The following is a 24,726-nucleotide window of genomic DNA, read 5'->3' on the forward strand; positions in this document are numbered from 1 at the left end:
CGCGGATACCGGTTTCTTAAACTTTGAAACTACAGGTCTTGTTTTCATTATCGCTACAAGCCTTTGCCGCGTCTTCCACTCCAACCCTGAAGGTGAAAGTCGTCTGTTCCTTGTTTGTATAAAGCAATGTGGCCTGTGATTGAGTCAGCGCGCAGCGCATATTGTCATTCTCGGGATTGGTCCAATGCGCCTGCGCGGCCCGCAACACCATGTTGCCATCCATCGACGGATTGCCAGCCATGTCCTTTTGCCAGCGTGTGGTGATCAGATCGCCCTGCATCAGGTCAACCGCGCTTTTACCCCCCTCCGAGGGCGGACTGGCACAATGGGCAAGGTTCATTTCACCATCGCCGACCGAGCCTTTTTCAGGGTCGCTATCTGCCTGTGCGGTCCAGTAGAAATTATAGGGATGGTTCGCCCCGATGATCCAGGTTTTCAGGCCCGGCACAATTTCGGCGCAGACTGGAACATTGACCTTGACCATATCGCCACCCAGAAACTGCTCACTGAAAATCTTGCGCGGATGGCTGCCATAGACAACGATCGGAAGGGTATAGCCGGGGCAGTTGGCGCTTTCGTGCAACAACAGTTCGACCATGCCCTTTTGATACTCCATGAAAAACTGAATCGGGATACAGCCCCATTCCGGATCACATTTCGAACACTTGGCCGAGCCTTCATCGTCAGGCGCTGCAATCGGGGCGCCATCCACGATGGTTTCATAGGTCTGGGCATCGGCCCGGTCAGACACCCCGTTGACCATCAGCAGGTTTTCCAGCCGATGGGGCACTGGATCATCCAGATAGTCCTGCATCGCCTGCAGCATCTTGATGGGCGGGTAGTGAAAGAATTGCAGCGTTTTTTGGTTCAGCATCGGCAGGCCTAGGGGCAGAAAAAACCGCCATCCCTTGCCGCGCGGATCCCACCGCCCTTCCTTTTTCAGGATCGGTACTACAGTCGAGTAGGCCTTCCATCCGATTTCAAGGAACTTTGGAATGATCGCCTGATACCGGGTCAGCACATGTGCCAGATCAACCTCGGATGAGAGGACCAAGGTTACATTGCCACCTGAAATTTCAACCTCGGCTACGATGACTGGTGGCAGTCCGGCAGCGTTATATCCATCCCGCGTCAGGGTCTGGTTAATCCAGTGAACAACGGTTTCCTCCAGGCTCCAGCCAAGGGATTTGTTGTTGGGAAAGGAAAATAAAATTGCGACACGATCTGAGCCGCCAAGCTCGATTTTGATTTTTATCATAAATTGAAATCCGTTTGGTTAAAGGAAAATGGCCAGGGGGTCACGCCGTCAAAACGACATGGTTGATCTCGACATCAGGCGCGATGACCGACAGGGAATTTACTGCCGCTGGCATCTGGCTGATCGGTGCCTCAGCCTCCAGCAGGCAGGCGCCGATGATGTCCAGCGTTGCCTGCGCAGGCTGACTCAGGTTCATTTGGCTCAGGGCCGAGGCCATTGGTAAAAGGCTGGGATTATAGGCCGCGTTCTCGGCATATTGGCCGATGTGGATGCTGCCATCGCCCGTTTGCAGTGCGACACCGCAGAAATCCTTGGAATAGGGGGCATAGCTGGCATTAGCAGCCTTTAGCGCGGCCTGCACCATCGGGTCGGTGCTGGCATGGCTCAGGCCATTTTTCTGGGTTTTCATCAGATCGGGGTCGCGCCCCAGATCAGCGGGGCCAAACGCGTCGGGCAGCAGCCCGGTCAGCAGCGTTTCGGTATAGGTGCCGTCCTTGGCCAGAATGATGGTCAGCCCATGTGTCGCGGTCGTTACCTCGTACATGAACTGCCGGCAATACCCGCAGGGCGGCGCGGTAATCGCCACATATTGGGCGCCATGCTCACCCTGCAACAGCGCGTTGTTGATCGCCGATTGCTCACCATGCACCACCAGGGTCAGGGATTGATGGCGAAATTCGAAACTGGCCCCGAAATAGACATTGCCCAGTGCGAAAGGCATGCCGTCCACCGGCATCCCCATGGCCACGGCGCCGACTGGAAACCCCGATATGGCGGGTCTGGAATAGGCCTGCGCCAACGGCAGACAGCCTACCATGAACTCTTGCTTTGTACCGCCTGTTTGTTCGATCCAGCCCAGTATCTTTTCGGCGGGCACCATCGCGGCTTGCCCGGGCGCTGCTGTCAAACATTCTGCAACCAGCTCCAGCAAGGCATTGTCATTCTGTTTCATTGTCACCCGTGTTTCACATGTCCCTTTCGCTGATGCTAGCAGTAGCTTTGCAACCCGTCTACAACTGTGGGCACATCCACGAGCCCACCCTTGACAGGCTTGCGGCACCACGTCTTACTCGGCCACGCCTTTCAGGACGCTATTAATCAAGAATTGACCAATTGAATGACTGACAAAAAGCTTGGGTTCTGGCCGTCAGCCTCTCTGCAGGCCAAGTTTCTGCTGATCACCGTGCCGCTTTTGCTGCTTGTGGTGACCTGCTTTTTCGCCGTCGTTCATGTGAATTCGGTCAAAAACGCCCGCGAGGCGCTGCATGCGCGTATGGTAAAGGTAACCGAGATTCAGAGCGCGGCCATTTCCGGGCTGTTGTGGAACTTTAACATCGACCAGACTGCGCTGATCCTGCGGGCGATGGCCAACGACCCCGATCTTGTCGGGGCCATGGTGCAGGACGAAACTGGTAGCGTCGTGGCCCAGGTCGGCATGATGCAGACGACCGCGGAACAGCTGAACATCCTGGAAAAGCCGATTGTGTTCTACCGCGGCAATGACCAGCCACCAGTTGACCTTGGGCAGTTGCAGATCGCCTTTTCCGAAGAAAACCTAAAGCTCGCATCGCGCCAGCGGCTGTATCAGGCGCTTGGCATCGCGGCGTTGCTGACAATTTCAAGTGTGGCCAGCGCCCTGATGGCCCTCCGCCTGACGGTTCGACGCCCCTTGTTGCGGTTGCTTGGCAGTATCCGCCTTGCCCGCGAAGAAAACATCCGCCAACCAGTCGATTGGGCGACAAGCGATGAAATCGGTACGATCGTCACCGCCTATAACGACTTGCAGGAAAAACAGGAAAGCTATGAAAACCAGTTGCGCAACATCCGCGACACGCTGGAGCAGCGGGTGGTTGAACGCACGCGTGAACTCAAAGGTCGCGAAATCGAACTTTCCCGCGCGGTGTCTGACCTGGAAGTCAATCAAACGGCTCTGATGCAGGCCAAAGAGGCCGCCGAAACCGCGCTCAGCGATCTGCAGAATGCGCAGAAACGGCTGGTGCAAGCCGAAAAAATGGCCAGCCTTGGGCAACTTACAGCCGGTATCGCCCATGAAATCAAGAACCCGCTGAACTTCGTCAATAATTTCTCGGCCGTCTCGAACGAAATGCTTGGCGAACTGTCTCAACTTTTGCAGGGGCCCATTGCCCAGCTTGATCCCAAGACGCGCGCAGAAGCCGAAGAACTGCTGACTTCGGTTTGCGAAAACCTTGTGAAGATCGAATCTCACGGCAAACGTGCCGATTCAATCATCAAGAATATGCTGCTGCATTCGCGCGAAGGCCCCACCGAGCCGCAGACCGTTCACCTCAATACACTTGCCGAACAGGCCCTGAACCTTGCCTATCATGGTGCCCGCGCTGAATTTCCGGGTTCCAACATCACCATTGAAAAATCGCTTGATCCCGCACTGATCAAGATTGAATGCTACCCGCAGGCCATGTTGCGGGTGTTGCTGAACCTCATTTCAAACGGGATTTACGCCGCCAACCAGAAACAGTCTGCATCCGGTCAGGAATTTCAGCCAAAGCTGACCCTGACAACCCAGGCCAAGGGGCGCAACGCGATCATCACCATTTCTGATAACGGCGTTGGGATTTCCAGGGCGGAACGTGACCAGATATTTCTGCCATTTTTCACCACAAAACCTGCCGGTGATGGGACAGGCCTTGGACTATCGCTAAGTTACGACATAATAGTGACCCAACATGGCGGAGAGCTTAAAGTTGCAAGTGAACCCGGTGAATACACGTGCTTTACGATTGAAATCCCGTTGAAACTCAAAAGCGATAACGGAGTGAAGGCATGACGGCGCGAATCCTCATGGTCGATGACGAAGCAGATGCCTGCGAACTGTTTCGGCAGAATTTTCGCCGTGAAATTCGCAAGGGACTCTACAGCTTCGATTTCGCCCGTTCTGGCGAGGATGCGCTGGAAGTGCTGCGCACGGGTGAGCCGCCAAAGGTTCTGATGGTGCTGTCGGATATAAATATGCCGGGCATGTCGGGACTTGAACTACTGGAACATATCCGCCGTGAACGCCCCGAAATTGACGTTGTGATGATCACCGCCTACGGCGATCCCGAAACCGCCCGGCGGGCCACTTGTCTGGGCGCCAGCAACCTGATGACCAAACCGGTAGATTTTGCTCAGCTCAAGAGACGGCTGGCAAACTCAATCGAGCAACCCGGATGACGAACCGCCCGGCACTTATTCTGCTGGTTGATGACGAACCCGACTTTGAGGTGCTGGTAAAACAACACCTGCGCCACCAGATTCGCAACGGCGAATTCGATTTTCTTTATGCAGAAAACGGCGTGCGCGCGCTTGAGGTGCTACAGAAACACCCCGATGTGGATATTGTTCTAAGCGATATCAACATGCCCCGGATGGATGGGCTGACCCTGCTGGCACACCTGCAAGACATTCATAGAAACCTGGAAACCGTGATCGTGTCAGCCTATGGCGACATGGATAATATCCGCAAAGCGATGAACAGCGGCGCCTTTGATTTCCTGACCAAACCCATCGATTTTACCGATCTCGAACGGACAATTGGCAAAACCTTGGGGCATCTGCATCTGATGCGCAGCCTCAGGGCAGAAAAAGCCATTGCTGAACGTGCTAAAACCACATTGTCGCGATATTTTTCACCGGCGGTGGTAGAGGCCCTCGCCGAAGACCCGGATTATCTCAGCCAAAGCAGCGAACGGCGGGTGGCGACGTTCATGTTCACAGATATCACCGGATTTACCGGGCTGGTTGAAACCTCTTCGCCCGAACAGATTGCTGCCCTGCTAAACGATTACCTGGCGGGTGTGATTGACGTTATTTTTAAACATGGTGGTACCGTCACCAAAATCATGGGCGACAGTGTGCATGTGATTTTCGGCGCCCCGTTTGAGACCCCCGACCACGCCCGCGACGCCGTTGAATGTGCATTGGCCATGGACGCATTCGCGGAAACCTTTCGCCAGTGGCAGGCAGAAAAAGGCATTGCACTAGGGGCTACCCGTATTGGCCTTAACACTGGCCCAGCCACGATCGGCAGTTTTGGCACCAAGGATTTCTTCGATTACTCGGCTTACGGCGATGTGGTTAATACCGCAGCCCGGGTCGAGCAGGCGAACAAGGTTTTGGGGACGCGCATCTGCATTGGGCAAGGCGTGGTTGATCACGCAGGTGATATTCCCCGGCGCCCGGTCGGAACACTGCGGCTGCGTGGTAAAACGACCGGTCTGAACGCCTACGAACCCCTGACGTCGGAACATGCAAACAACCCTGAAGTACTGGCCTATCAAAAAGCCTTCGAGAAACTCCGCGCCGCCGACCCCACCGCACGGCAGGCTTTTGCAGCCATCGTCGGAGACGGCGGGAATGATCCGCTTGCCCTTTTCCACCTTGGCCGCCTTCTGAACGGTCAAAGTGGCGTTGAGATTCAGTTTGGCGGCAAACAGTTTGGTTAAAGATTCAACCTTGCAAAATCTGGTTGCAAACCTTTACGGGCTTTACGGTCAGGGCGGGCTGTCGTTTCTGGTTTGCATTCGCGGGAAATTTGGTTATAGACCGCGTCATACATGCGCGTGATGCCCGCTCAGGCAAGAATCATTACCTCAGAAATGGGGGGCCGGTCGGGGTATCTTCACGTGTTAAACAACATACACCGAACTAACGTAAGGGCCTGATTCACATGGCAAATACACCACAGTCCAAGAAACGCGCACGTCAAAACGAAACCCGTTTCGCAATCAACAAGGCACGCCGCTCGCGCGTCCGCACCTACCTGCGGAAAGTAGAAGAGGCGATTGCCTCGGGCGACAAAGAGGCCGCCACCGCCGCACTCCGCACTGCACAACCCGAACTGATGCGCGGCGTCACCAAAGGTATCTTCCACAAGAATACCGCCTCGCGCAAAATGTCGCGCCTGTCGGCCCGTGTGAAGGCCCTCGGCTAAGCGATTCTGGCAGACGCCTTTTGCGGATCTTCCAACTCAGCAATTAAGAATTGGCAATCCACCGGAAGTGTTGCAACTGTGCCGCATCTGATGTGATGCTAAATACCACAGTTAGAATACGTTAAACTATTGAAGAAAAAGGCACCGTTCGACCCGGTGCCTTTTTTGTATTTTTGAGACAAAAATCAGGGCAACAGATTCTTTTTGCGCAAAGCCCCTGTCAAGCGCGAAGATCAGTTGCCGCAAGCCCCTCCAACTTGGTAGCGTCTGGCATGCGATTCACGCTTGGGGGGACAGGCTGCATCGGATGCCATCATAGCCAAAAACTGCAATTTGGCGGCATCCGTTCCGAGACCTTTGGTCTTGCCTAGTCCAGCAAGTATGCACGCGAACTCTATCAGGAACTAACGCGGATTGGGGGCAGTCCGCGCCAAAGTTCTAAGGGTTGAACTGTGCATATTGGTCCGAAATTGGGCGGTTAAGTCCGTTGCCTTGTGGTGACGGCTTACCGGTTTGTTTTCGGCTGGACACCCGTGATTTGCTCAAATGGGCCGGACTCCGGCCGCATAGACGAAACGGTATGGCAAAGCTGCGAAACGGGGAAGCATGACAAAAGAACAATGGGGCCAGCTGAAACAAAAGCTTCGGACTTCGGTAGGAACACATAACTATAAAAACTGGATCGAACCGTTAGAACTGTCGGGGGTAACCGACGGCGTCGCGACCTTCAGTGTTCCGACCAGCTTTCTGGGAAATTATGTATCGCAGAATTTTGGCGATCTGATTCTATATCAAATGAACACGCTGGCGCCTGATATTCGCCGTATCCACTTTCAGGTGGCGGCCAACACTCCGGCAAGGCCGGCTACTGCTTTCAAGCTGACCCCACAGACATCTTTTGCCCAGCCCGCCGAGGGCCAGATCCCGACGGCCCCGCTGGATGATCGCTTCACCTTTGACTCCTTTGTTGTCGGCAAACCTAACGAACTGGCCCATGCTGCGGCCAAGCGTGTCGCCGAAGGTGGCCCTGTCACCTTCAATCCGCTTTTTCTCTATGGCGGTGTCGGCCTTGGTAAGACCCATCTGATGCACGCCATCGCCTGGGAGTTGCAGACAAAACGGCCCGAATTGAATGTCGTTTATCTGTCGGCCGAACAGTTCATGTATCGCTTCGTGCAGGCCCTGCGCGACCGCAGAATGATGGATTTCAAGGAAATGTTTCGCTCGGTCGATGTGCTGATGGTGGATGACGTGCAGTTCATTGCAGGCAAGGACAGCACTCAGGAAGAATTCTTTCATACCTTCAACGCGCTGGTCGACCAGAATAAGCAGATCGTGATTTCCGCCGACCGCGCGCCGGGCGAGATTGCCAATCTTGAAGAGCGGATCAAATCGCGCCTGCAATGTGGTCTTGTGGTTGATCTGCACCCCACTGATTATGAACTGCGCCTTGGTATTCTGCAGTCCAAGGTCGATCAGTATCGCCTGCAATACCCCGACCTGCAAATGGACAGCGGCGTGCTTGAATTTCTGGCCCACCGGATCAGCACCAACGTGCGTGTACTTGAAGGCGCGCTGACGCGTCTCTATGCGTTTGCCTCGCTGGTTGGTCATCAGATCACCCTGGAACTGACGCAGGATTGTCTGGCCGACGTGCTGCGCGCGTCCGAGCGCAAGATCTCAATTGAAGAGATCCAGCGCAAAGTGTCCGAGCATTACAACATCCGACTTTCCGACATGATTGGCCCCAAACGGGTGCGCAGCTTTGCCCGCCCGCGTCAGGTGGCAATGTATCTGTGCAAACAGATGACCAGCCGGTCGTTGCCTGAAATCGGTCGCCGCTTTGGCGGACGTGACCACACCACCGTCATGCACGGCGTGCGCCGCATAGAAGAGTTGCGCACTCAGGATGGTCAGATTGCCGAAGACCTCGAATTGCTGCGCCGTACGCTGGAAAGCTGAACTTCCTGCATTTTTCAAAAAACCCCCCGTCATTCTGGCGGGGGTGACGCGTTCGGGGGCATTTAATTGCTGGGCGCACGCACAACCTTTTTATCGTCTTCGACAAAATCAATTTCCCGGTTGTAAAATGCGCAGAACAACTATCTTCTTCGCACATTAGGATCAGTACCCTACAATCCTGTAAAACCTTCAATCAAGATCAGGAGTAAGATCCGATGTCACGCAACGTCATCATCGAAAATGCCGGCGGCCCCGAAAACATGAAGATCGTCAATGTCGATGTCGGTAACCCCGGCCCCGGCGAAATTCGCATCCGCCACAAGGCCTGCGGTCTCAATTTCATCGACGTCTATCAGCGCACTGGCCTCTATCCACTTACTCTGCCGCATGCCCTGGGTATGGAGGCTGCCGGGATTGTCGAGGCCGTGGGCGAGGGCGTGATCCATCTCAAACCCGGTGACCGCGCGGCCTATGCCTCGATGCCGCCGGGGGCCTATTCGGATGCGCGGGTCATGCCTGCGGCCCAGGTGTGCCCTTTGCCCGACAGCATTTCCTTCGAAGAAGCCGCCGCCATCATGCTTCAGGGGATGACGGTTGAATATCTCTTCCACAGGGTCTGGCCGCTCAAATCCGGGGATACGGTTCTGTTCCACGCCGCCGCAGGCGGTGTCGGGCTTCTGGCTTGTCAGTGGGCAAAGTCAGAAGGCATAGAACTGATTGGCACAGCCGGGACAGACGCAAAATGTCAGCTCGCGCTTGAAAACGGCGCAACCCACTGCATCAACTACCGTGACCATGATTTTGTGCCCGAGGTACAAAAACTGGCAGGTAACGGCGTCGATGTCGTGATGGACGGCGTCGGCAAGGATACTTTCGATGGCTCTCTCGATTGCATCAAGCCACTTGGCATGATGATTTCCTTTGGCAACGCATCGGGGCCGGTCGAGCCGGTCAGCCTTCTGACGCTGGCTGCCAAAGGCTCACTCAAGATGACACGCACGACGTTGTTCACCTTTCTCGCCGATCACCAGCGCTGTCAGGACATGGCAACGCATCTGTTCTCCAAGGTCGCCAGTGGCGATATCAAGGTCAACATCGGTCAGACTTTTCCACTTGAACAGATCGCGGATGCGCATCGCTCACTGGAAAGCAGGCAAACCACGGGATCGACCATCATAACGCTCTGATGGTTTACGCAGGCCCTTGCCCTTGACGATGCCCGCAATACAACCGAAAACACCAAGAAAAGACTTGAGCCGAAGGGGGAAGTTGCTACCGTGCCCCTCCCGGCGTCAAATCCGGCATCTTCACGAGGGAGCGATGGAATGAAACTCAGCATCGAACGCGGCACGCTGCTCAAGGCCGTGTCACAGGCACAATCCGTTGTGGAGCGGCGCAATACCATTCCGATCCTCGCCAATGTGCTAATCGAGGCCGAAGGCGATTCCGTGCATTTTCGCGCCACGGATCTGGACATCGAAGTGGTCGACAAGGCCCCGGCGCAGGTTGAGCGCGCGGGGGCGACCACCGTATCAGCCGTTACCCTGCATGAAATCGTGCGCAAACTGCCCGACGGTGCGCTTGTTACCCTCGCCGACGATGGTACCTCGGGGCGCTTGACGGTCGAGGCCGGTCGCTCAAACTTCAATCTGGCCACCCTGCCGAAAGAAGACTTTCCGGTCATGGCCTCGTCGGAATACGCCAGCAATTTCAGCGCGCCGGCGCCAGTGCTGCGCCGCCTGTTCGATAAATCTAAATTCGCCATCTCGACCGAGGAAACCCGCTATTACCTCAACGGTGTCTACATGCACGTGGCCGAAGCCGAGGGTGGTAAGGTGCTGCGTTGTGTGGCCACCGATGGTCACCGTCTGGCCCGCATTGATGCAGATCTGCCCGAAGGGGCCGCCGACATGGCTGGCGTCATCGTGCCGCGTAAAACCGTAGGCGAACTGCGCAAGCTCTTGGAAGACGATGACATGAAAATTGCCGTGTCGGTCTCAGAGACAAAGATTCGCTTTGCCACCCCCGACATCACTCTGACCTCCAAGGTGATCGACGGCACCTTTCCCGATTACACCCGTGTCATCCCCACCGGCAACACCCGCAAGATGGAGGTGGACGCTGCAGAGTTTGCCAGGGCGGTTGACCGTGTTGCCACTGTCAGTTCTGAACGCTCGCGTGCGGTCAAACTGTCGCTGGACGAAGATCGCCTGATCCTGTCGGTCAACGCCCCCGACAGCGGTGCCGCCGAAGAAGAACTTGCCGTGGCTTACGGTGACGAGCGGCTAGAGATTGGTTTCAATGCCAAATACCTGCTGGAAATTGCCAGCCAGGTGGACCGCGAGAATGCCGTATTCCTGTTTAATTCCGCTGGTGACCCGACTCTGATGCGCGAAGGCAATGATACCAGCGCTGTCTACGTCGTCATGCCGATGCGTGTGTGACACCTGTCGGATGCCTCCGGCGGGAGTATTGATAGAAAAATGAAAGGCCGAGAATGCCCGGTCTTTACCTCTCTGCCCTGACTCTTTCGCATTTCCGCTCGCATAAATCAGCGCGGCTGGAACTGGATGCGCGCCCGGTTGCGATCCATGGTTCCAATGGCGCGGGTAAGACCAATATCCTTGAAGCGGTCTCGCTGTTTTCACCCGGCCGCGGGCTGCGCCGGGCGGCAGCGCAGGAAATGGCGCGCCGACCTGAAACGCTGGGCTGGAAAATCATCGGTATCCTGCAGTCTCTGCACCGGACCCATGAGATCGAAATCTGGTCGGATGAGGGGGCAGCCCGTCAGACCCGGATTGATGGCAAAGCCGCCGCTCAGGTGGCGCTGGGCCGCATTGCACGCGTCTTGTGGCTGATCCCGTCAATGGATCGGCTCTGGATTGAAGGCGCCGAGGGCCGCCGCCGTTTTCTGGACCGGATGACGATGAGTTTCACGCCGTCCCACGCCGAGGCCGCGCTGGCCTATGAAAAGGCGATGCGCGAACGCAATCGCCTGCTCAAAGATCAGGTGCGCGATGCCCATTGGTATATCGCGCTGGAGCGCCAGATGGCGCAGACAGGCGCAGAAATCCACACCAACCGCCAAGCTGCATTGGCCCAGCTTCAGGCGGCGCAATCAGAGGCGGAAACCGCCTTTCCTACGGCCGAACTGGAACTGATAGTCAGTGAGGGCGAAATGCCCGATACAGAATCCGACCTGCGCGATGCCCTATCCGAAAGCCGCTTTCGCGATCTGGCTGCCGGGCGCTCGCTTGTCGGCCCACACCGCGCCGACCTATATGGGGTTTATGCCGCCAAAGGTGTACCGGCCCGCGATTGTTCAACGGGCGAGCAAAAAGCGCTTTTGGTTTCATTGATCCTTGCCAACGCCCGAGCGCTGGCCCGTGATTTCGGCGCGCCACCGATTTTATTGCTAGATGAGGTCGCCGCCCATCTTGATGCCAGCCGCCGTGCCGCGCTTTACGACGAAATATGCGCGCTTGGCGCTCAGGCATGGATGACAGGAACCGGGGCCGAGCTTTTTACCGAACTGGGCGATCGCGCGCAGCATATCGAAGTGGCCGAGGATACGGGCACTTCCAATGTCGTGATGACATGACCCTGACAGCAGGTGATATCGCCCTCTATGCCGGCGCTATGCTGATCCTTTTCATCACCCCCGGACCGGTCTGGGTGGCGCTACTGGCGCGGGCGATGTCGGGCGGGTTTGCCGCTGCAGCGCCCCTGGCGCTTGGTGTGGCCACCGGCGACATACTCTGGCCGCTTCTGGCGGTCCTTGGGGTGACATGGATCGTTTCTGTCTTTGACGGGTTCATGGTGGTAATGCGGGTCATCGCCTCGTTCATGTTTCTTGGCATGGGCATGTTGCTGATCCGCCATGCCGACCGCACCATCGCCTCAGACAGCCGTCTGACGCGACCTGGAGTTTGGCCGGGCTTCATGGCCGGACTAGCGGTGATCCTGGGTAATCCGAAGGCCATCCTGTTTTATATGGGGCTTTTACCCGGGTTCTTCGATCTGAGCCGTGTTACCCCTCCCGATATCGCGGTGATTGTCCTGATCTCATTCTTCGTCCCGTTGGCAGGTAACCTGTCGCTTGCACTTTTCGTGGGACGGGTGAAGTTACTTTTGGTTTCCCCCCGTGCGATACGTCGTACGAATATCAGCGCTGGCGTGCTTTTGATGATAGTGGGCCTGATCATTCCGTTTACCTGAGCGGATCAAAAAATTTATAACAATGTAAATTTACGCGCTTTGGTTGTGATATTCTTCTTTTTAGGAGGCAAGGAAATGATCCGAACAATTGCCCTGATCTGCGCAATAGTCACCCTTTCCGCGCCAGCAGGGGCGCAATCGGTCATGTCCGGCGTGGATCTGACATCTCCTGCTATGACCGAGGCCGAGATGACGCGTGATGAGGTTGTCGCACGCCTCGCCGCCGCGACCAAAGACGCCCCTGCCGATTTCAGCCACGCGCGGTTGAACGGCCTTGACTTGTCGGGGCTTGATTTCACCGGCGTCACCTTTCGCGCTGCGCGGATGAATAAGGCCAATCTTTCCGGGGCTAACTTGAACGGGGCGATTTTGGCACAAGCCTGGTTGACAGGTGCCAATCTGGATGGCGCGTCACTGAAACAGGCCAACCTGTTTCAAACCCAACTTACCAAAGCCTCGATGAAGGACGTTGATCTGTCGGGTGCACGCGCGCCTGCGGATTTCACCAAGGCTGATCTGACGCGGGCAAGGTTCGTTGGCGCCAATCTGGGGGCTGACACCACCAATCAGTCAATGGGGTTGATGCGCGGGATTCTGGCAGGTGTCACGGCGCAGGGCGCAGATTTTTCCAACGCGGGGCTGTTGCGCGTCGTTTTCGAATTTGCCGATCTGCGTGGCGCAAGGTTTGACAACGCTGATCTTGCCACCGCCGAAATGGCCGGGGCTGATTTGACTGGTGCCAGTATCAAGGGGGCGGATCTAAGCGGTGCGAATTTGACGTCGACTCGTCTGATCAACATAACTGGTGCAAGCAATCCAACGCTTTGGAAGGCCAGGAATCTGGATCGCGCCGTGCGTGATTAGCGCGGCAGTTAATTTTGTGCAGGCTGTCAGAAATTTGGACCAAATCACAGTTAAGAAATTTATAGACCTTACATAATCTGTCCCCCGTGAAGGGTCTGATACCTGCAGTAAAAGATGTAGCTTTTGGCCCATTGCGAAGGGCCGGGTATTCAACTCTGCCGGCCCGGGTTGTGATACGAGGCGGCTTGCCTGCAATCTATGCGCTGAAAACACAAAATCTTGTGGTCGGCGCGTGACATTGCCCCCAGAAAATCGTATAAAATTGCAAAAAGACGAAGGAAGTTTCGTATGTCCGAAGCAGCACCGGTGCCCGAAGAATACGGCGCCGATTCAATCAAGGTTCTCAAAGGGTTAGAGGCGGTTCGAAAGCGTCCCGGTATGTATATCGGCGATACCGATGACGGCTCGGGTCTGCACCACATGGTCTATGAGGTAGTCGATAACGGAATTGACGAGGCCCTGGCTGGTCATGCCGACCGGGTCATCGTGACTATTCATGCAGATTCTTCAGTATCCGTCAGCGACAACGGCCGTGGTATCCCGGTTGATATTCACGAAGAAGAGGGCGTGTCTGCGGCTGAGGTCATCATGACCCAACTCCATGCGGGCGGCAAATTTGACAGCAACTCCTACAAGGTTTCCGGGGGCTTGCACGGTGTTGGCGTGTCCGTTGTGAATGCGTTGTCCGATTGGCTGGAACTGCGGGTCTGGCGCAATGGCAAAGAACATGTCGCCCGGTTTGAAGGTGGATACACGGTTGAACACCTCAAGGTTGTGGGGAATGCCAATGGCCGCAAGGGCACCGAAGTACGCTTTCTGGCCTCCACCGATACCTTTTCGAACCTTGAATACAGTTTTGAAACCCTTGAAAAACGCCTGCGCGAACTGGCCTTTCTAAACTCTGGTGTGCGCATTCTTTTGCGCGACGAACGTCCCGCCGAGCCGCTGGAATCCGAATTGCACTACGAAGGTGGTGTTATGGAATTCGTCAAGTACCTGGATCGCCACAAGACACCCATGATCCCCAAACCCATCTTCATTACCGGCGAGCGGGACGATATCGGTGTCGAAGTGGCGATGTGGTGGAACGACAGCTACCACGAAACCGTGCTGCCTTTTACCAACAACATCCCCCAGCGTGATGGGGGCACCCATATGGCCGGTTTTCGCGGCGCGCTGACCCGTACGATCAACAACTATGCCCAGTCCTCTGGCATCGCCAAAAAGGAAAAGGTCACTTTCACTGGCGACGACGCACGAGAAGGGCTGACTTGTGTGCTCAGCGTCAAGGTGCCTGATCCGAAATTCTCCAGCCAAACCAAAGACAAACTGGTCAGCTCCGAGGTCCGTCCGGCGGTCGAGGGTCTGATGAATGAAAAGCTGGCCGAGTGGTTCGAGGAAAATCCGAACGAGGCCAAGATGATTGTCGGTAAGATCATCGAGGCCGCTCTGGCCCGCGAGGCAGCCCGCAAGGCGCGCGACCTGACGCGCCGAAAAAACCCTATGGACATGAATTTCTTGAGCAGCAAACTCAAGGATTGCTCTGACAAGGATCCATCGAAAACCGAATTGTTCCTCGTCGAGGGTGACAGCGCCGGCGGGTCGGCACAAACCGGGCGCGATCGTAGCACGCAGGCGATTTTGCCACTTAAAGGTAAGATTCTGAACGTCGAACGTGCCCGCTTTGACCGGATGCTTGGTAGTCAGGAAATCGGCAATATGGTGATGGCGCTTGGCACGGGTATTGGCCGGGACGAGTTTGATATCTCAAAACTGCGCTACCACAAAATCATTATCATGACTGATGCCGACGTCGATGGCGCCCATATCCGTACGCTTCTGTTGACGTTTTTCTACCGGCAAATGCCCGAACTGATCGAGGGTGGTTATCTCTATATCGCGCAACCGCCGCTGTATAAGGTCAGCCGGGGGAAATCCGAAGTCTACCTGAAAGACCAGGCGGAAATGGATGACTATCTGGTGAAACAGGGCACAGATGAAGCGGTTTTGCGTCTTGGCAGTGGCGAAGAAATCGTTGGGTCGGATCTGATCCGTGTCGTTGAAGAAGCCCGGCAGGCAAGGCGAATTCTGGAAGCATTCCCAACGCACTACCCACGTCACATTCTGGAACAGGCGGTCATCGCAGAAGCATTCGTTTCGGGCCGCGTTGATACCGACCTGCAGGGCGTGGCCGATGCTGTTGCTGCCCGGCTTGACCTGATTGCTGTTGAATACGAACGCGGCTGGCAAGGGCGCCCCACACAGGATCACGGTATTCGCCTGACCCGCACAGTGCGCGGTGTCGAAGAAATGCGGACCCTTGACGGCCCTGTTTTGCGCGGGGGCGAAGCACGCAAACTGGGCCAGATGACCAGCGCGCTGCGCGAAGTCTATACCCTTCCTGCCCAACTGGTGCGCAAGGACCGGGTGCAGGATATCTTTGGTCCGCTCGACCTGTTGGATGCGATTCTGAAAGAGGGCGAAAAGGGTCTGACCCTGCAGCGCTACAAGGGTCTGGGCGAAATGAACCCAGGTCAGCTGTGGGAAACAACGCTTGACCCCGAAGCGCGCACGCTGTTGCAGGTCAAGGTCAATGACGTGGCCGAAGCCGATGACCTTTTCACCAAACTGATGGGCGACGTGGTCGAACCGCGCCGCGAATTCATCCAGCAAAACGCGCTGAACGTCGAAAACCTGGATTTCTGATCGCTGTCAGGGCGTCCAGCACATTGTGGACGCCCATAGCTTTCCGCCAACATCCTACGCTGTCAGCCTATCCGCAGGGCGGTGCTACGTTTTGCCTTTCAGGGCGCGGTTCAGGATATCATATATCTCAGGCCCGCCCATCTGACTGACATTGAACCGCATAAAACCTGCCATGGCCTGTGAAACACTGAACACATTTCCAGGCGCCAGAACTATGTTTTTGGCTAGGGCTACACGGGCCATCTCGGTCGCATCTGCCCCATCAGGCAACTGGCACCAAAGATAAAACCCGCCTCGTGGCATAAGCCAGGGTGTGATTCCCAGTCCGGCCAGCCTGGCCCCGGTTTCGCTGCGACACCCGGCAAGGCGGCGGCGCAGGGCCTCCATGTGCTTGCGATAGTGTCCGTCACTTAGCGTGGCATAGATCAGTTCGGCGGCCACCGGGCTTGGCCCACCAAAATTCGTCGCCACCTGCAGGTCAATCAACGCTTCGATCCAGTCCGGTCGCGCCGCGATATACCCGCACCGCACCGAGGCCGAAAGGGTTTTGGAGAAACTGCCGATGCGGATCACCCGATCCATCCCATCCAGGGATGCCAGACGCGGTGAACGATCAGGCTCGAACCCGGCGAAAATATCATCCTCGACGACGATCAGATCGTGGGCGGTAGCCATGTTCAGTACCTTGTGCGCAATCTGCGGCGAAATCGTTGCCCCTGTTGGGTTATGCAACGCCGAGTTGGTGATATATAGTCTGGGTTTATGCTTAATCAGAGCCTGTTCAAACAGTTCCGTATCCGGCCCATTGGGCGTAAACGGCACGCCGACCAATTGCGTCTGATGAGCCCGCAGCAGGGCCTGGAAGTTGAAATAGCATGGGTCGTCCACCAGCACCGCGTCACCCGGGCGCAGCAACAAGCGGCAGATCAGGTCAATCGCCTGTGTCCCTGATGCCGTCAGCAGTATCTGGTCTGGCCCCGCGGGTATCGCCTCTTCCGCAAACCCGCGCGCCAGCAGGCGGCGCAGGTTCAGGGCACCGCGCGTGCTGCCATAGTCGGACAGCAATGCGTCGTCTGCGCGGCCCAATTGCCGGATCGCCCGGCGCATCGACGCATTTGGCATCCATTCCGCCGGAAGCCAACCGCAGCCGGGTTTTACCATATCAGGGCCGGCATCGAGTGATTGTCGCGATACCCAGAAAGGATCAATTTCGCGGTCAAGCGATGGACCGACCTCGGTGACCGCAAAGGGCAAAGTGCTGTCTGCCACGTAAAACCCCGACCCACGGCGTGCATGGATTACGCCCTCGGACGTCAATCGATCATACGCGTCTACAACGGTTGAAGGTGAAACATTCATGGTCGCGGCAAATCCCCGGATCGATGGCAGTTTCTCGCCCGGCTCAAGGGCGCGACTTGTGATCTTGCGGCGCACCGCGTCGATCACGCGTGCGGTACGTGTGCCTTGTTTCATGGCGTTCCCTTCACTTTGTAAGGATATCTGAACCAATACAGTTTTTGAAATTTGTACTGGTTTGTGCCTGTCTGGGCCAGCCCTCAGAAACTAAAGTCGTGTGAAACACAAAGTGGGCAGCAGCATGCAGACAACATTGAATCGACACACAACAGCCGGATGGGGAAGCGGGCTGCTTGGGGTACTGATCTTCAGCGGGTCCCTGCCTGCGACACGGGTTGCCGTCAGCGGATTCGACCCCCTGTTTCTGACATCGGCACGCGCTGTGATTGCCGCGTTTCTTGGCAGTGCATTGCTTGTATTGATGAAACAGTCACGCCCCGGGCAGGGTGATATCGCCGCGCTTGCATTTGTAGCGCTTGGCGTGGTTGTCGACTTTCCCCTGCTCACCGCGTTGGCTTTACAGCATATCACTTCGGCCCACTCGATCGTTTTCATCGGACTGTTACCCCTTGCAACGGCGATCTTTGGTGTGCTTCGCGGGGGCGAACGGCCCAGACCTATGTTTTGGCTTTTTTCCTGCGTCGGCAGCATGTCGGTTGCTATTTTTGCCCTGACACAAAGCGCCGAGGTTTCTTTGAAAGGTGATCTTCTGATGTTGGCGGCAATCGTCCTGTGCGGTTTTGGATACGCCGAAGGGGCCACACTATCGCGCCGTCTGGGTGGTTGGCAGGTCATTTCGTGGGCGCTGGTTCTGTCCCTGCCTGTCATGATCATTCAGGCACTGGTCACCTTGCCGGAAACCTGGGTAGGTATCAGCGTCCCCGCATGGATCAGCCTTGGATACGTGTCTGTCTTTTCGATGCTGGTGGGGTTTATATTCTGGTATCGCGGGCTGGCGCTTGGCGGGATTGCAGGCGTCGGGCAGTTGCAGCTTTTGCAGCCGTTTCTTGGCCTTGCGCTGGCCGGGCTTTTGCTGCACGAGTACGTGGCGCCGACAATGATCGGTATCACAGTTTTTGTCGTTTTCTGCGTGGCGGGGGCAAAACGCTTTGCATGAGGCACCGCCAACTTCCGTCTGGGCAGGCCGAGTTAGTCTCTATCCCGCCCCGCCTAACCTTATCCCCATCTGCCAAAAACCAACCTCAAGCCGTGTTGCTGTGGTGAAACGATTACACAAGCGCGCCCAACGCGGGCTCTCCTGCGGCGCGACCCCAAGGCGCCGGACCATCGCGCTGTCAATCAATGCGCCCACCTGCTGGCAGACAGATTGATAGTCATCACCGGCATAGACGTTAATCCAGTCAGCATAAGTCGCATTGCTTTTTGCCGTTTTCAGGCGCGCGCCAATCTCGCCATAACCCAGTACACAGGGGGCCAGAGCCGCCAACAAATCCAGAAAATCACCCGCATGGCCGGCATCCAGTACATAGCGGGTATAGGCGATGTTCTCCGGGGCTTCCTCAGAGGTAAAAAGATCCGTTTCACTTAGCCCCTCTTTGGCGCAGGTCTCAATATGCAGGGCGATCTCGTGGTTGATCAACCCGTCCACCGTGGCGGCGCACAGGCGCATCTCGTGCACCGTGTCGGCTTTGGTCACTGCCAGCGCCCAGGCCCGTGAGAAATGGATCAGGAAAAGGTAATCCTGTCTGAGATAGGCCAGAAAGGCAGCGCGCGGCAGACTGCCATTTCCCAGGCTCTCGACAAAGGCGTGGCGCGTATAGTCGCCCCACGCCGTGCCCGCCGCCCTGCGCCAAAGTGAAAAGGTATCGCCGTACTGCGTCATTCCGCACCCAGATCAATCGCCAGATCCGACAGGGGCCTGGTACCTTCAACCAGACCGGCGTCCTGCAGAAACGCCTCGAACCGGGTATAGCGGCCCGCATCCAGAGCTTCGGGGCGCAGGGCAAAACGCGGCCATGTATCGACCCAGGCTTTGGCATTCAACTCGTCCTGCAATTCTGACGAGGTCCCCGAGAACACGTCCCATGCATCCTGGGGGTGGTTCACGATATACTGCGTTGCCAGTTCCGTTGCCTGCAGGAAACGGCGGATCTTGCCCTTGTCCATTTGCTTGGGATTAGCGACGTAAATCAACTCATCGTAGGTTGGCACGCCTTCTTCCTCGATATAAAAACAGCGGCCGGGGACCTCTTCGATTTCCATCTGGTTCAGCTCGAAGTTCCGGAAGGCGCCCAGCACCGCATCGACCTGACCGGACATCAGCGAAGGCGACAGCGACCAGTTCACATTGACCAGTTCGATATCGTCCAGTGTCAGCCCGTGTTTGCCCAAAATCGCCTGTAACAGGGCCTCTTCTACGCCGGCCACGGAAAACCCAATCTTACGGCCCTTCAGATCTGCAATGGTTTTTACTGGCCCGTCCTGCAGGACCAGCAGGCAGTTCAAAGGTGTTGCTACCAGCGTGCCAACCCGCACCAGCGGTAGGCCTTCGGCCACCTGCAAATGCAGCTGCGGCTGGTACGAAACTGCCAGATCGGCCTGACCGGCGGCCACCATCTTGGGCGGATCAGACGGGTCGGCAGGGGCGATGACTTCGACCTCAAGCCCCTGATCTGCGAAATAACCCTTTTCCTGCGCCACGATGATCGGCCCGTGATCGGGGTTCACAAACCAGTCCAGCATGATCGTCATCTTGTCTTGTGCCAACGCCGGGGCGGCGGTCATCAGGGCCAAAAGGGCAACGATGTATTTCATGTCTTTCACTCCTTCATGCGTCGCCAAGCGCGACCAGTAAAATTTCGCCGTCCCAGTGTTGTCTGAGACGGTTTGCCGCCTGCCAGGCCCGAAGGCCCGACCGACAGGCCAGAATGGTTCTTTGACCGGGGTCCGGACGCAGGATATCATTGTCAAAATCCTGCACTGCGTGACGTGTCGCTCCGGGCAGGGTGGGCCCGGGTTCCTCGCGAGCGCGCAGATCCGCCACCAGATCGTTTCTTCGGATCTGGCTTGCGGCAATAAAGGCAAAACCACCCGGTTGCTCTAATGCTCCCTCAAAGCGGAACCCGCCAAACCGCAGGCGCCGCGCGTCATAACTTACCAACTGCCCCAGAGGCGAAGGTTCCATCCCACTTAGAACCGCCAGTGCCATTTGCGCCTGCAACGCCCCAATCACACCCACGGCAGGGCCCAGCACGCCATCGGCATCGCAACTTCCCAACCGTTCTGGCAAGTCGGGAAACACGGCCCGTAAAGAAGAAGCTGTTCCGCAAAAGCCGCCGCAATAGCCCTCGGTGCCGACAACCGAGGCGCTGATAAGTGGCACTCCAAGTGCCACGCAGATATCGGACAGGATATAGCTGGCGGCAAAACTGTCGGCACAATCAAGGATCAGATCGTTACCCATGCAAAGTAATTTTGCGTTGGCAGGGTCAAGACGTTTGGTCACGGGTTTGAGCACGCAATCGGGGTTCAGGGCGCGCAGGTGTCGCGCGGCTGCCTCGGCCTTGGGCTGTCCGATATCGCTTTCCCGGAAAATCGTCTGCCGGTGCAGGTTGCTTACAGCCACGCAATCGCCATCCACCAGGGTGATCCTGCCCACACCGGCCCCCACCAGATATTGCAGCACCGGGGAGGCCAGCCCACCGGCGCCCACAACCAACACCCGCGCGGCACGCAGTTTTTCCTGTGCCTGCGGCCCAAATTCGGGCACGGCAATCTGGCGGGAATAGCGAGTCATTTGGTAACTTCCAGCCATTGTCGCACGCGGCCTTCGGGGTTGTCGTTCAGCGTGATGTCTGTGACTGCCGAGACAGCATCCGCCCCCGCAGCATAGGCCCCGCCTGCGCGTTCAACAGACATGCCACCGATCGCAACCAGTGGGACATCCCCTATTAACGCCTTCCATTCGGTCAGCTTTTCCAGCCCCTGCTGGTGCCATTTCATCTTTTTAAGGATCGTCGGATAAACCGGCCCAAGTGCCACATAGTCGGGGTCCAGCGACAGGGCGCGATCCAGTTCCGTCCGGTCATGGGTGCTCAACCCCAGTTTAAGCTCCGCCCGCCGGATCGCCGGAACATCGGCCTCGTCCAGGTCCTCCTGACCAAGATGAATCCAGTCACAGCCCGCGTCGATGGCTATCTGCCAATGGTCATTCACCACAAGCACTGCACCGTGGTGACGGCAAAGCGCCTGACCTTTTTCAATTGCGGCGCGCAGCTCCGGTTCAGGCGTGTCCTTGATGCGCAGTTGCACCAGTTTCACACCAAGTGGCAGCAACCGTTCCAGCCAGCGAATATTGTCAAAGATCGGATAAAAGCGGCTTAACGTCATTCCAGAAACGCCTTTCCCAGAACGGGTGTCGACGGTGCCGCCATATCACGCGGCTCCATCGGGTCGGCCCGACGGGCCAGTGTGCCTGCCTCAACCGCCTTTGCAAACCCCTCTGCCATCGCCGCCGGGTCACCGGCCTTGGCCACCGCCGTGTTTAGCAATACCGCGTCAAACCCCATTTCCATCGCCTGGGCTGCTTGACTGGGCAGGCCAAGGCCCGCGTCAATAACCATCGGCACATCGGGGAAATGCGCACGCAGGCTGCGCAACCCGTAAATATTGTTCAGCCCCAGCCCGGTGCCTATCGGCGCGCCCCAAGGCATCAGCACCCCACAACCCGCGCTCAAAAGCCGGTCACACAGAACAAGATCTTCGGTGCAGTAAGGAAACACCTGAAAGCCATCTTCAGTCAGAATGCGCGCCGCCTCGACCAGGCCAAAGGGATCAGGCTGCAAGGTATCCGCATGGCCGATGACCTCCAGCTTAATCCAGCGGGTATCAAACAGTTCGCGCGCCATTTGCGCCGTGGTCACCGCCTCGCGTACCGAATGGCAACCGGCGGTATTGGGTAGCACCTGCACATTCAGATCGCGGATCAGATCCCAAAAATCCTGCCCGGCACGTTCCCCTCCTGCCTCGCGCCGGATCGATACGGTGGCAACCCCCGCGCCTGACCGTTTGAACGCATCAGCAAGGATAGCCGGCGAAGGGTATTGCGCCGTGCCCAGCATCAGCCGCGATGCGATTTCAGTGCCGTAAAAAAAAGGCATCTTAGCCTCCCTGCCGTGGTGCCACGATCTCAACCCTGTCTCCGGGCTCCAGCGTATGGGTGTCCCGTGCGGCCGCCGCCACAAACGCCTCGTTGACAGCTGTGGCCACCTTGGCCGTGCCATGCCCAAGCACCTTAAGAAGGTCTGTGAGAGTCGTTCCGTCAAATTCAGTTGGGTCGCCGTTAACCACGATCTTCATCCATCACCTCCGGTCGGTTGCCTTCAATCAGCAGGTCTGCCACCATGCGGGCCAGGGCAGGAGCCAGCAGATAGCCGTGCCGATACAGGCCATTGACGTAAATTACCCGGCCCCTGCGCCGAACACGCGGCAGGTTGTCTGGAAACGCAGGCCGTGCATCGACGCCAATCTCAACCAATTCCGCCTCACCAAAGGCGGGATGCAAGGCATATGCGGCTGACAGCAATTCCATCACTGATCGCACCGTCGCACGGTCTCTTTCGCCGCTTTCGATCTGCGTTGCCCCCAGCATGAAAACCCCATCGCCGCGTGGCACGATATAGAGCGGAAAGCGTGGATGCAGCAGGCGCACCGGGCGAAGCAATTCAACATCCGGCGCGCGCAGGATAACCATTTCACCTTTGACACCGCGCAGGTCGGTCAGCGTATCGCGCGCCGCCAGCCCGCGACAGTCGATGACCTGACCGTCAGGCATCGCATCGCTTTTTTCAAACCGGACACCTGCGGCCTCCAGCCGGGTCCGAAGGGCCATCAGGGCCCGACGCGGGTTCAGATGCGCCTCGTCGGGGAAATGAAGCGCGCGGTCAAATCGGCCTTCAAGTTGCGGTTCGATTTTGGCAAGCGCCCCACTGTCCAGTGTCACATGTCCCTCAGTGCGCCGTGTGAACCGGTCCAGTTCCTGTCGGTCGCGTCCAAGTGTTACGACCAGCGAACCGTTACGAACCACCTCAACCCCCTGCGCCGCCCACCAGTCGGCAGCTTGCTGCCCCAGCCGACCCACAGGTTCCTCGGCGGATTCGCCCTCGCAGAAAGGCGCCAGCATGCCACCGGCCCACCACGAACAGGCCTGTGGTCCGGGCGTTGGTGCAGGATCGTGAATTGATATTTGAAAACCACGCGACGCCAGTTCCGTGGCCACGCACAGACCGACCACACCGGCACCGCGTATGGTGATGGCGACGCTCATCCCCACACCGCATGAAAATGATGTATGGGCCCGTGACCCTTGCCGACATCCAGCGCATCTGCCGTGGCAATGGCGCCCTGCAACCACACATGCGCCTGACGAACGGCATCCTCCAAAAGCAGCCCTTTCGCCAGGCCTGCGGCGATGCCCGAAGACAGAGAGCACCCTGTGCCATGGGTGTTGCGCGTTGCAATCCGGCGGGCTTCCAGCCGTGTCACCTGATCGCCGATCAGCCAGTCAACGCAGGTCTCCCCGCTTGCATGCCCGCCTTTCATGAGTACGGTCCGCGCGCCGATTGCGCGCAGTTCATGCCCCTGTTGCAGCATCTCATCGGCGGTTTCGGCCTCGGCTCTGCCCAGCAGACTGGCCGCTTCGGGCAGGTTTGGTGTCAGAAGATCGGCACGAGGCAGCAAATGCGTCATCAACGCTGCACGGGCGTCATCCGTCAGCAATCGGGTCCCTGATTTGGCCACCATCACCGGATCCAGTACCACCGGCCCGTCAAACCCATCAAGACAATTTGCCACGGTTCTGATCAGCCCTGGTGATCCCAGCATCCCGATCTTGATGGCATCCACACGGATATCACTCAGAACTGTTTTGATCTGTGCCGCCACCATGGCGTCCGAAACTGGCTCTACCGCCATCACATCGCAGGTGTTCTGTGCTGTAATCGCGGTGATCACGCTGGCGCCATACGCCCCAAGCGCTGAAAACGCCTTGAGGTCGGCCTGAATGCCGGCACCACCGCCGCTGTCGGATCCCGCGATTGTCAGGGCTGTTGCCACCATGTGCTGTTTTCGCCTTCTTTCTGACCAACGGAAAGAAAAGGGGCACTGACGTCTCTTTGGCGTGCGCTCCGTTCCCTCCGCCGGTACTGACCGGATCAGGTTCGATGGGTCGGCTCTGCGCCTCTCAGCCCGGCAAGCGGGCACCCCAACGGATGGCTTTCGCTAGCAGTAAATACCACCAAACGCAAGTTGGTCCGCTGTCGGTGGCCAAAGACGGGTTCACTAGAATGGTGTGCATCATGCGGCGTCGGCGGGATCTGCTGCATTTGTCTGTCTGCGACGGTTGGTGTCGCTGGTGGCAGGGACTTGTTAACCAAGCTGCACAAGAATCGGA

The 24,726-nt window shown here is 57.2% G+C and carries 23 protein-coding genes and 1 riboswitch; of the genes, 12 read left to right on the top strand and 11 right to left on the bottom strand.

Features of this window, described 5'->3' with window-relative positions; all coding sequences use genetic code 11:
- Positions 1-16: 16 nt before the first annotated feature.
- Both PEL8287_RS11370 and cdd read right to left on the bottom strand, forming a co-directional pair.
- The gene (locus tag PEL8287_RS11370; protein WP_085892510.1) at positions 17-1,258 is read right to left on the bottom strand and encodes a hypothetical protein; all 1,242 of its coding nucleotides are present in this window, start codon (positions 1,256-1,258) and stop codon (positions 17-19) included.
- A 40-nt stretch (positions 1,259-1,298) separates the two neighbouring features.
- Positions 1,299-2,210, bottom strand: a complete 912-nt coding sequence (gene cdd, locus PEL8287_RS11375) for a cytidine deaminase (protein WP_085892511.1) — start codon at positions 2,208-2,210, stop codon at positions 1,299-1,301.
- A gap of 165 nt (positions 2,211-2,375) precedes the next feature.
- Here cdd and PEL8287_RS11380 point away from each other — a divergent pair, with 165 nt between their 5' ends.
- The 11 genes from PEL8287_RS11380 to gyrB all read left to right on the top strand — a co-directional run bounded on the left by PEL8287_RS11380 (position 2,376) and on the right by gyrB (position 15,959).
- On the top strand, positions 2,376-4,064 hold the full coding sequence (locus tag PEL8287_RS11380) for a sensor histidine kinase (protein ID WP_085892512.1): 1,689 nt from the start codon (positions 2,376-2,378) through the stop codon (positions 4,062-4,064).
- The gene (locus tag PEL8287_RS11385; RefSeq protein WP_085892513.1) at positions 4,061-4,450 is read left to right on the top strand and encodes a response regulator; all 390 of its coding nucleotides are present in this window, start codon (positions 4,061-4,063) and stop codon (positions 4,448-4,450) included. Before PEL8287_RS11380 ends, PEL8287_RS11385 begins: the two co-directional genes overlap by 4 nt.
- Positions 4,447-5,721 carry an adenylate/guanylate cyclase domain-containing protein gene (locus PEL8287_RS11390; protein ID WP_085892514.1) on the top strand — a complete coding sequence of 425 codons (1,275 nt, stop codon included), beginning with the start codon at positions 4,447-4,449 and terminating at the stop codon, positions 5,719-5,721. Before PEL8287_RS11385 ends, PEL8287_RS11390 begins: the two co-directional genes overlap by 4 nt.
- A gap of 224 nt (positions 5,722-5,945) precedes the next feature.
- Positions 5,946-6,209: a 30S ribosomal protein S20 gene (gene rpsT / locus PEL8287_RS11395; RefSeq protein WP_085892515.1), complete on the top strand. Its 264-nt coding sequence runs from the start codon at positions 5,946-5,948 to the stop codon at positions 6,207-6,209.
- Between the two features lie 606 nt (positions 6,210-6,815).
- A complete protein-coding gene (gene dnaA / locus PEL8287_RS11400) occupies positions 6,816-8,171 on the top strand; it encodes a chromosomal replication initiator protein DnaA (RefSeq protein WP_085892516.1) in 1,356 nt (451 codons plus the stop codon).
- Between the two features lie 215 nt (positions 8,172-8,386).
- On the top strand, positions 8,387-9,358 hold the full coding sequence (locus PEL8287_RS11405; protein WP_085892517.1) for a quinone oxidoreductase family protein: 972 nt from the start codon (positions 8,387-8,389) through the stop codon (positions 9,356-9,358).
- Positions 9,359-9,496: 138 nt separating this feature from the next.
- The gene (gene dnaN / locus PEL8287_RS11410) at positions 9,497-10,615 is read left to right on the top strand and encodes a DNA polymerase III subunit beta (RefSeq protein ID WP_085892518.1); all 1,119 of its coding nucleotides are present in this window, start codon (positions 9,497-9,499) and stop codon (positions 10,613-10,615) included.
- A gap of 53 nt (positions 10,616-10,668) precedes the next feature.
- On the top strand, positions 10,669-11,772 hold the full coding sequence (recF, locus tag PEL8287_RS11415; protein ID WP_085892519.1) for a DNA replication/repair protein RecF: 1,104 nt from the start codon (positions 10,669-10,671) through the stop codon (positions 11,770-11,772).
- Positions 11,769-12,389, top strand: coding sequence for a LysE family translocator (locus PEL8287_RS11420; protein WP_085892520.1), 621 nt, complete (start codon positions 11,769-11,771; stop codon positions 12,387-12,389). Before recF ends, PEL8287_RS11420 begins: the two co-directional genes overlap by 4 nt.
- A gap of 75 nt (positions 12,390-12,464) precedes the next feature.
- Entirely contained in the window at positions 12,465-13,253 is a 789-nt protein-coding gene (locus PEL8287_RS11425) for a pentapeptide repeat-containing protein (protein ID WP_085892652.1), read from the top strand.
- A 288-nt stretch (positions 13,254-13,541) separates the two neighbouring features.
- On the top strand, positions 13,542-15,959 hold the full coding sequence (gene gyrB / locus PEL8287_RS11430; RefSeq protein ID WP_085892521.1) for a DNA topoisomerase (ATP-hydrolyzing) subunit B: 2,418 nt from the start codon (positions 13,542-13,544) through the stop codon (positions 15,957-15,959).
- An 84-nt stretch (positions 15,960-16,043) separates the two neighbouring features.
- Here the strand turns inward: gyrB and PEL8287_RS11435 are convergent, their stop codons facing one another.
- Positions 16,044-17,432, bottom strand: coding sequence for an aminotransferase-like domain-containing protein (locus PEL8287_RS11435; RefSeq protein WP_085892522.1), 1,389 nt, complete (start codon positions 17,430-17,432; stop codon positions 16,044-16,046).
- Positions 17,433-17,556: 124 nt separating this feature from the next.
- On the opposite strand from PEL8287_RS11435, the gene PEL8287_RS11440 reads away from it, so the two are divergent.
- Positions 17,557-18,432 (top strand): DMT family transporter, encoded by an 876-nt coding sequence (locus tag PEL8287_RS11440; RefSeq protein WP_085892523.1) that lies wholly within the window; start codon positions 17,557-17,559, stop codon positions 18,430-18,432.
- A gap of 39 nt (positions 18,433-18,471) precedes the next feature.
- On the opposite strand, the gene PEL8287_RS11445 is transcribed toward PEL8287_RS11440, so the two are convergent.
- The 8 genes from PEL8287_RS11445 to thiD are packed head-to-tail and all read right to left on the bottom strand — an operon-like array spanning position 18,472 to position 24,392.
- The gene (locus PEL8287_RS11445; RefSeq protein WP_085892524.1) at positions 18,472-19,158 is read right to left on the bottom strand and encodes a TenA family protein; all 687 of its coding nucleotides are present in this window, start codon (positions 19,156-19,158) and stop codon (positions 18,472-18,474) included.
- Positions 19,155-20,090 carry an ABC transporter substrate-binding protein gene (locus PEL8287_RS11450; protein WP_085892525.1) on the bottom strand — a complete coding sequence of 312 codons (936 nt, stop codon included), beginning with the start codon at positions 20,088-20,090 and terminating at the stop codon, positions 19,155-19,157. The genes PEL8287_RS11445 and PEL8287_RS11450 overlap by 4 nt, the downstream gene beginning before the upstream one ends.
- A gap of 13 nt (positions 20,091-20,103) precedes the next feature.
- On the bottom strand, positions 20,104-21,072 hold the full coding sequence (locus PEL8287_RS11455; protein ID WP_085892526.1) for a HesA/MoeB/ThiF family protein: 969 nt from the start codon (positions 21,070-21,072) through the stop codon (positions 20,104-20,106).
- On the bottom strand, positions 21,069-21,665 hold the full coding sequence (locus PEL8287_RS11460) for a thiamine phosphate synthase (protein WP_085892527.1): 597 nt from the start codon (positions 21,663-21,665) through the stop codon (positions 21,069-21,071). Before PEL8287_RS11460 ends, PEL8287_RS11455 begins: the two co-directional genes overlap by 4 nt.
- Positions 21,662-22,435 carry a thiazole synthase gene (locus tag PEL8287_RS11465; protein ID WP_085892528.1) on the bottom strand — a complete coding sequence of 258 codons (774 nt, stop codon included), beginning with the start codon at positions 22,433-22,435 and terminating at the stop codon, positions 21,662-21,664. Before PEL8287_RS11465 ends, PEL8287_RS11460 begins: the two co-directional genes overlap by 4 nt.
- A 1-nt stretch (position 22,436) precedes the next feature.
- Complete coding sequence (thiS, locus tag PEL8287_RS11470) at positions 22,437-22,634, bottom strand: sulfur carrier protein ThiS (RefSeq protein WP_085892529.1); 198 nt, start codon at positions 22,632-22,634, stop codon at positions 22,437-22,439.
- Complete coding sequence (gene thiO / locus PEL8287_RS11475) at positions 22,618-23,601, bottom strand: glycine oxidase ThiO (protein WP_085892530.1); 984 nt, start codon at positions 23,599-23,601, stop codon at positions 22,618-22,620. The genes thiS and thiO overlap by 17 nt, the downstream gene beginning before the upstream one ends.
- Positions 23,598-24,392, bottom strand: coding sequence for a bifunctional hydroxymethylpyrimidine kinase/phosphomethylpyrimidine kinase (gene thiD / locus PEL8287_RS11480; RefSeq protein ID WP_085892531.1), 795 nt, complete (start codon positions 24,390-24,392; stop codon positions 23,598-23,600). The genes thiO and thiD overlap by 4 nt, the downstream gene beginning before the upstream one ends.
- A gap of 55 nt (positions 24,393-24,447) precedes the next feature.
- Positions 24,448-24,550, bottom strand: a riboswitch (TPP riboswitch).
- Positions 24,551-24,726 lie beyond the last annotated feature (176 nt).

The sequence above is a fragment of the Roseovarius litorisediminis genome, from assembly GCF_900172295.1.
GTDB lineage: Bacteria > Pseudomonadota > Alphaproteobacteria > Rhodobacterales > Rhodobacteraceae > Roseovarius > Roseovarius litorisediminis.

Coding starts and splice junctions, on each gene's coding strand:
- dnaA (WP_085892516.1), top strand. CDS start 6,816: ATGACAAAAGAACAATGGGGCCAGCTGAAACAAAAGCTTCGGACTTCG.
- cdd (WP_085892511.1), bottom strand. CDS start 2,210: ATGAAACAGAATGACAATGCCTTGCTGGAGCTGGTTGCAGAATGTTTG.
- PEL8287_RS11450 (WP_085892525.1), bottom strand. CDS start 20,090: ATGAAATACATCGTTGCCCTTTTGGCCCTGATGACCGCCGCCCCGGCG.
- thiD (WP_085892531.1), bottom strand. CDS start 24,392: ATGGTGGCAACAGCCCTGACAATCGCGGGATCCGACAGCGGCGGTGGT.
- PEL8287_RS11465 (WP_085892528.1), bottom strand. CDS start 22,435: ATGCCTTTTTTTTACGGCACTGAAATCGCATCGCGGCTGATGCTGGGC.
- PEL8287_RS11425 (WP_085892652.1), top strand. CDS start 12,465: ATGATCCGAACAATTGCCCTGATCTGCGCAATAGTCACCCTTTCCGCG.
- PEL8287_RS11370 (WP_085892510.1), bottom strand. CDS start 1,258: ATGATAAAAATCAAAATCGAGCTTGGCGGCTCAGATCGTGTCGCAATT.
- recF (WP_085892519.1), top strand. CDS start 10,669: ATGCCCGGTCTTTACCTCTCTGCCCTGACTCTTTCGCATTTCCGCTCG.
- PEL8287_RS11445 (WP_085892524.1), bottom strand. CDS start 19,158: ATGACGCAGTACGGCGATACCTTTTCACTTTGGCGCAGGGCGGCGGGC.
- PEL8287_RS11435 (WP_085892522.1), bottom strand. CDS start 17,432: ATGAAACAAGGCACACGTACCGCACGCGTGATCGACGCGGTGCGCCGC.
- PEL8287_RS11440 (WP_085892523.1), top strand. CDS start 17,557: ATGCAGACAACATTGAATCGACACACAACAGCCGGATGGGGAAGCGGG.
- PEL8287_RS11380 (WP_085892512.1), top strand. CDS start 2,376: ATGACTGACAAAAAGCTTGGGTTCTGGCCGTCAGCCTCTCTGCAGGCC.
- PEL8287_RS11460 (WP_085892527.1), bottom strand. CDS start 21,665: ATGACGTTAAGCCGCTTTTATCCGATCTTTGACAATATTCGCTGGCTG.
- thiS (WP_085892529.1), bottom strand. CDS start 22,634: ATGAAGATCGTGGTTAACGGCGACCCAACTGAATTTGACGGAACGACT.
- gyrB (WP_085892521.1), top strand. CDS start 13,542: ATGTCCGAAGCAGCACCGGTGCCCGAAGAATACGGCGCCGATTCAATC.
- PEL8287_RS11390 (WP_085892514.1), top strand. CDS start 4,447: ATGACGAACCGCCCGGCACTTATTCTGCTGGTTGATGACGAACCCGAC.
- dnaN (WP_085892518.1), top strand. CDS start 9,497: ATGAAACTCAGCATCGAACGCGGCACGCTGCTCAAGGCCGTGTCACAG.
- PEL8287_RS11420 (WP_085892520.1), top strand. CDS start 11,769: ATGACCCTGACAGCAGGTGATATCGCCCTCTATGCCGGCGCTATGCTG.
- thiO (WP_085892530.1), bottom strand. CDS start 23,601: ATGAGCGTCGCCATCACCATACGCGGTGCCGGTGTGGTCGGTCTGTGC.
- PEL8287_RS11385 (WP_085892513.1), top strand. CDS start 4,061: ATGACGGCGCGAATCCTCATGGTCGATGACGAAGCAGATGCCTGCGAA.
- PEL8287_RS11455 (WP_085892526.1), bottom strand. CDS start 21,072: ATGACTCGCTATTCCCGCCAGATTGCCGTGCCCGAATTTGGGCCGCAG.
- rpsT (WP_085892515.1), top strand. CDS start 5,946: ATGGCAAATACACCACAGTCCAAGAAACGCGCACGTCAAAACGAAACC.
- PEL8287_RS11405 (WP_085892517.1), top strand. CDS start 8,387: ATGTCACGCAACGTCATCATCGAAAATGCCGGCGGCCCCGAAAACATG.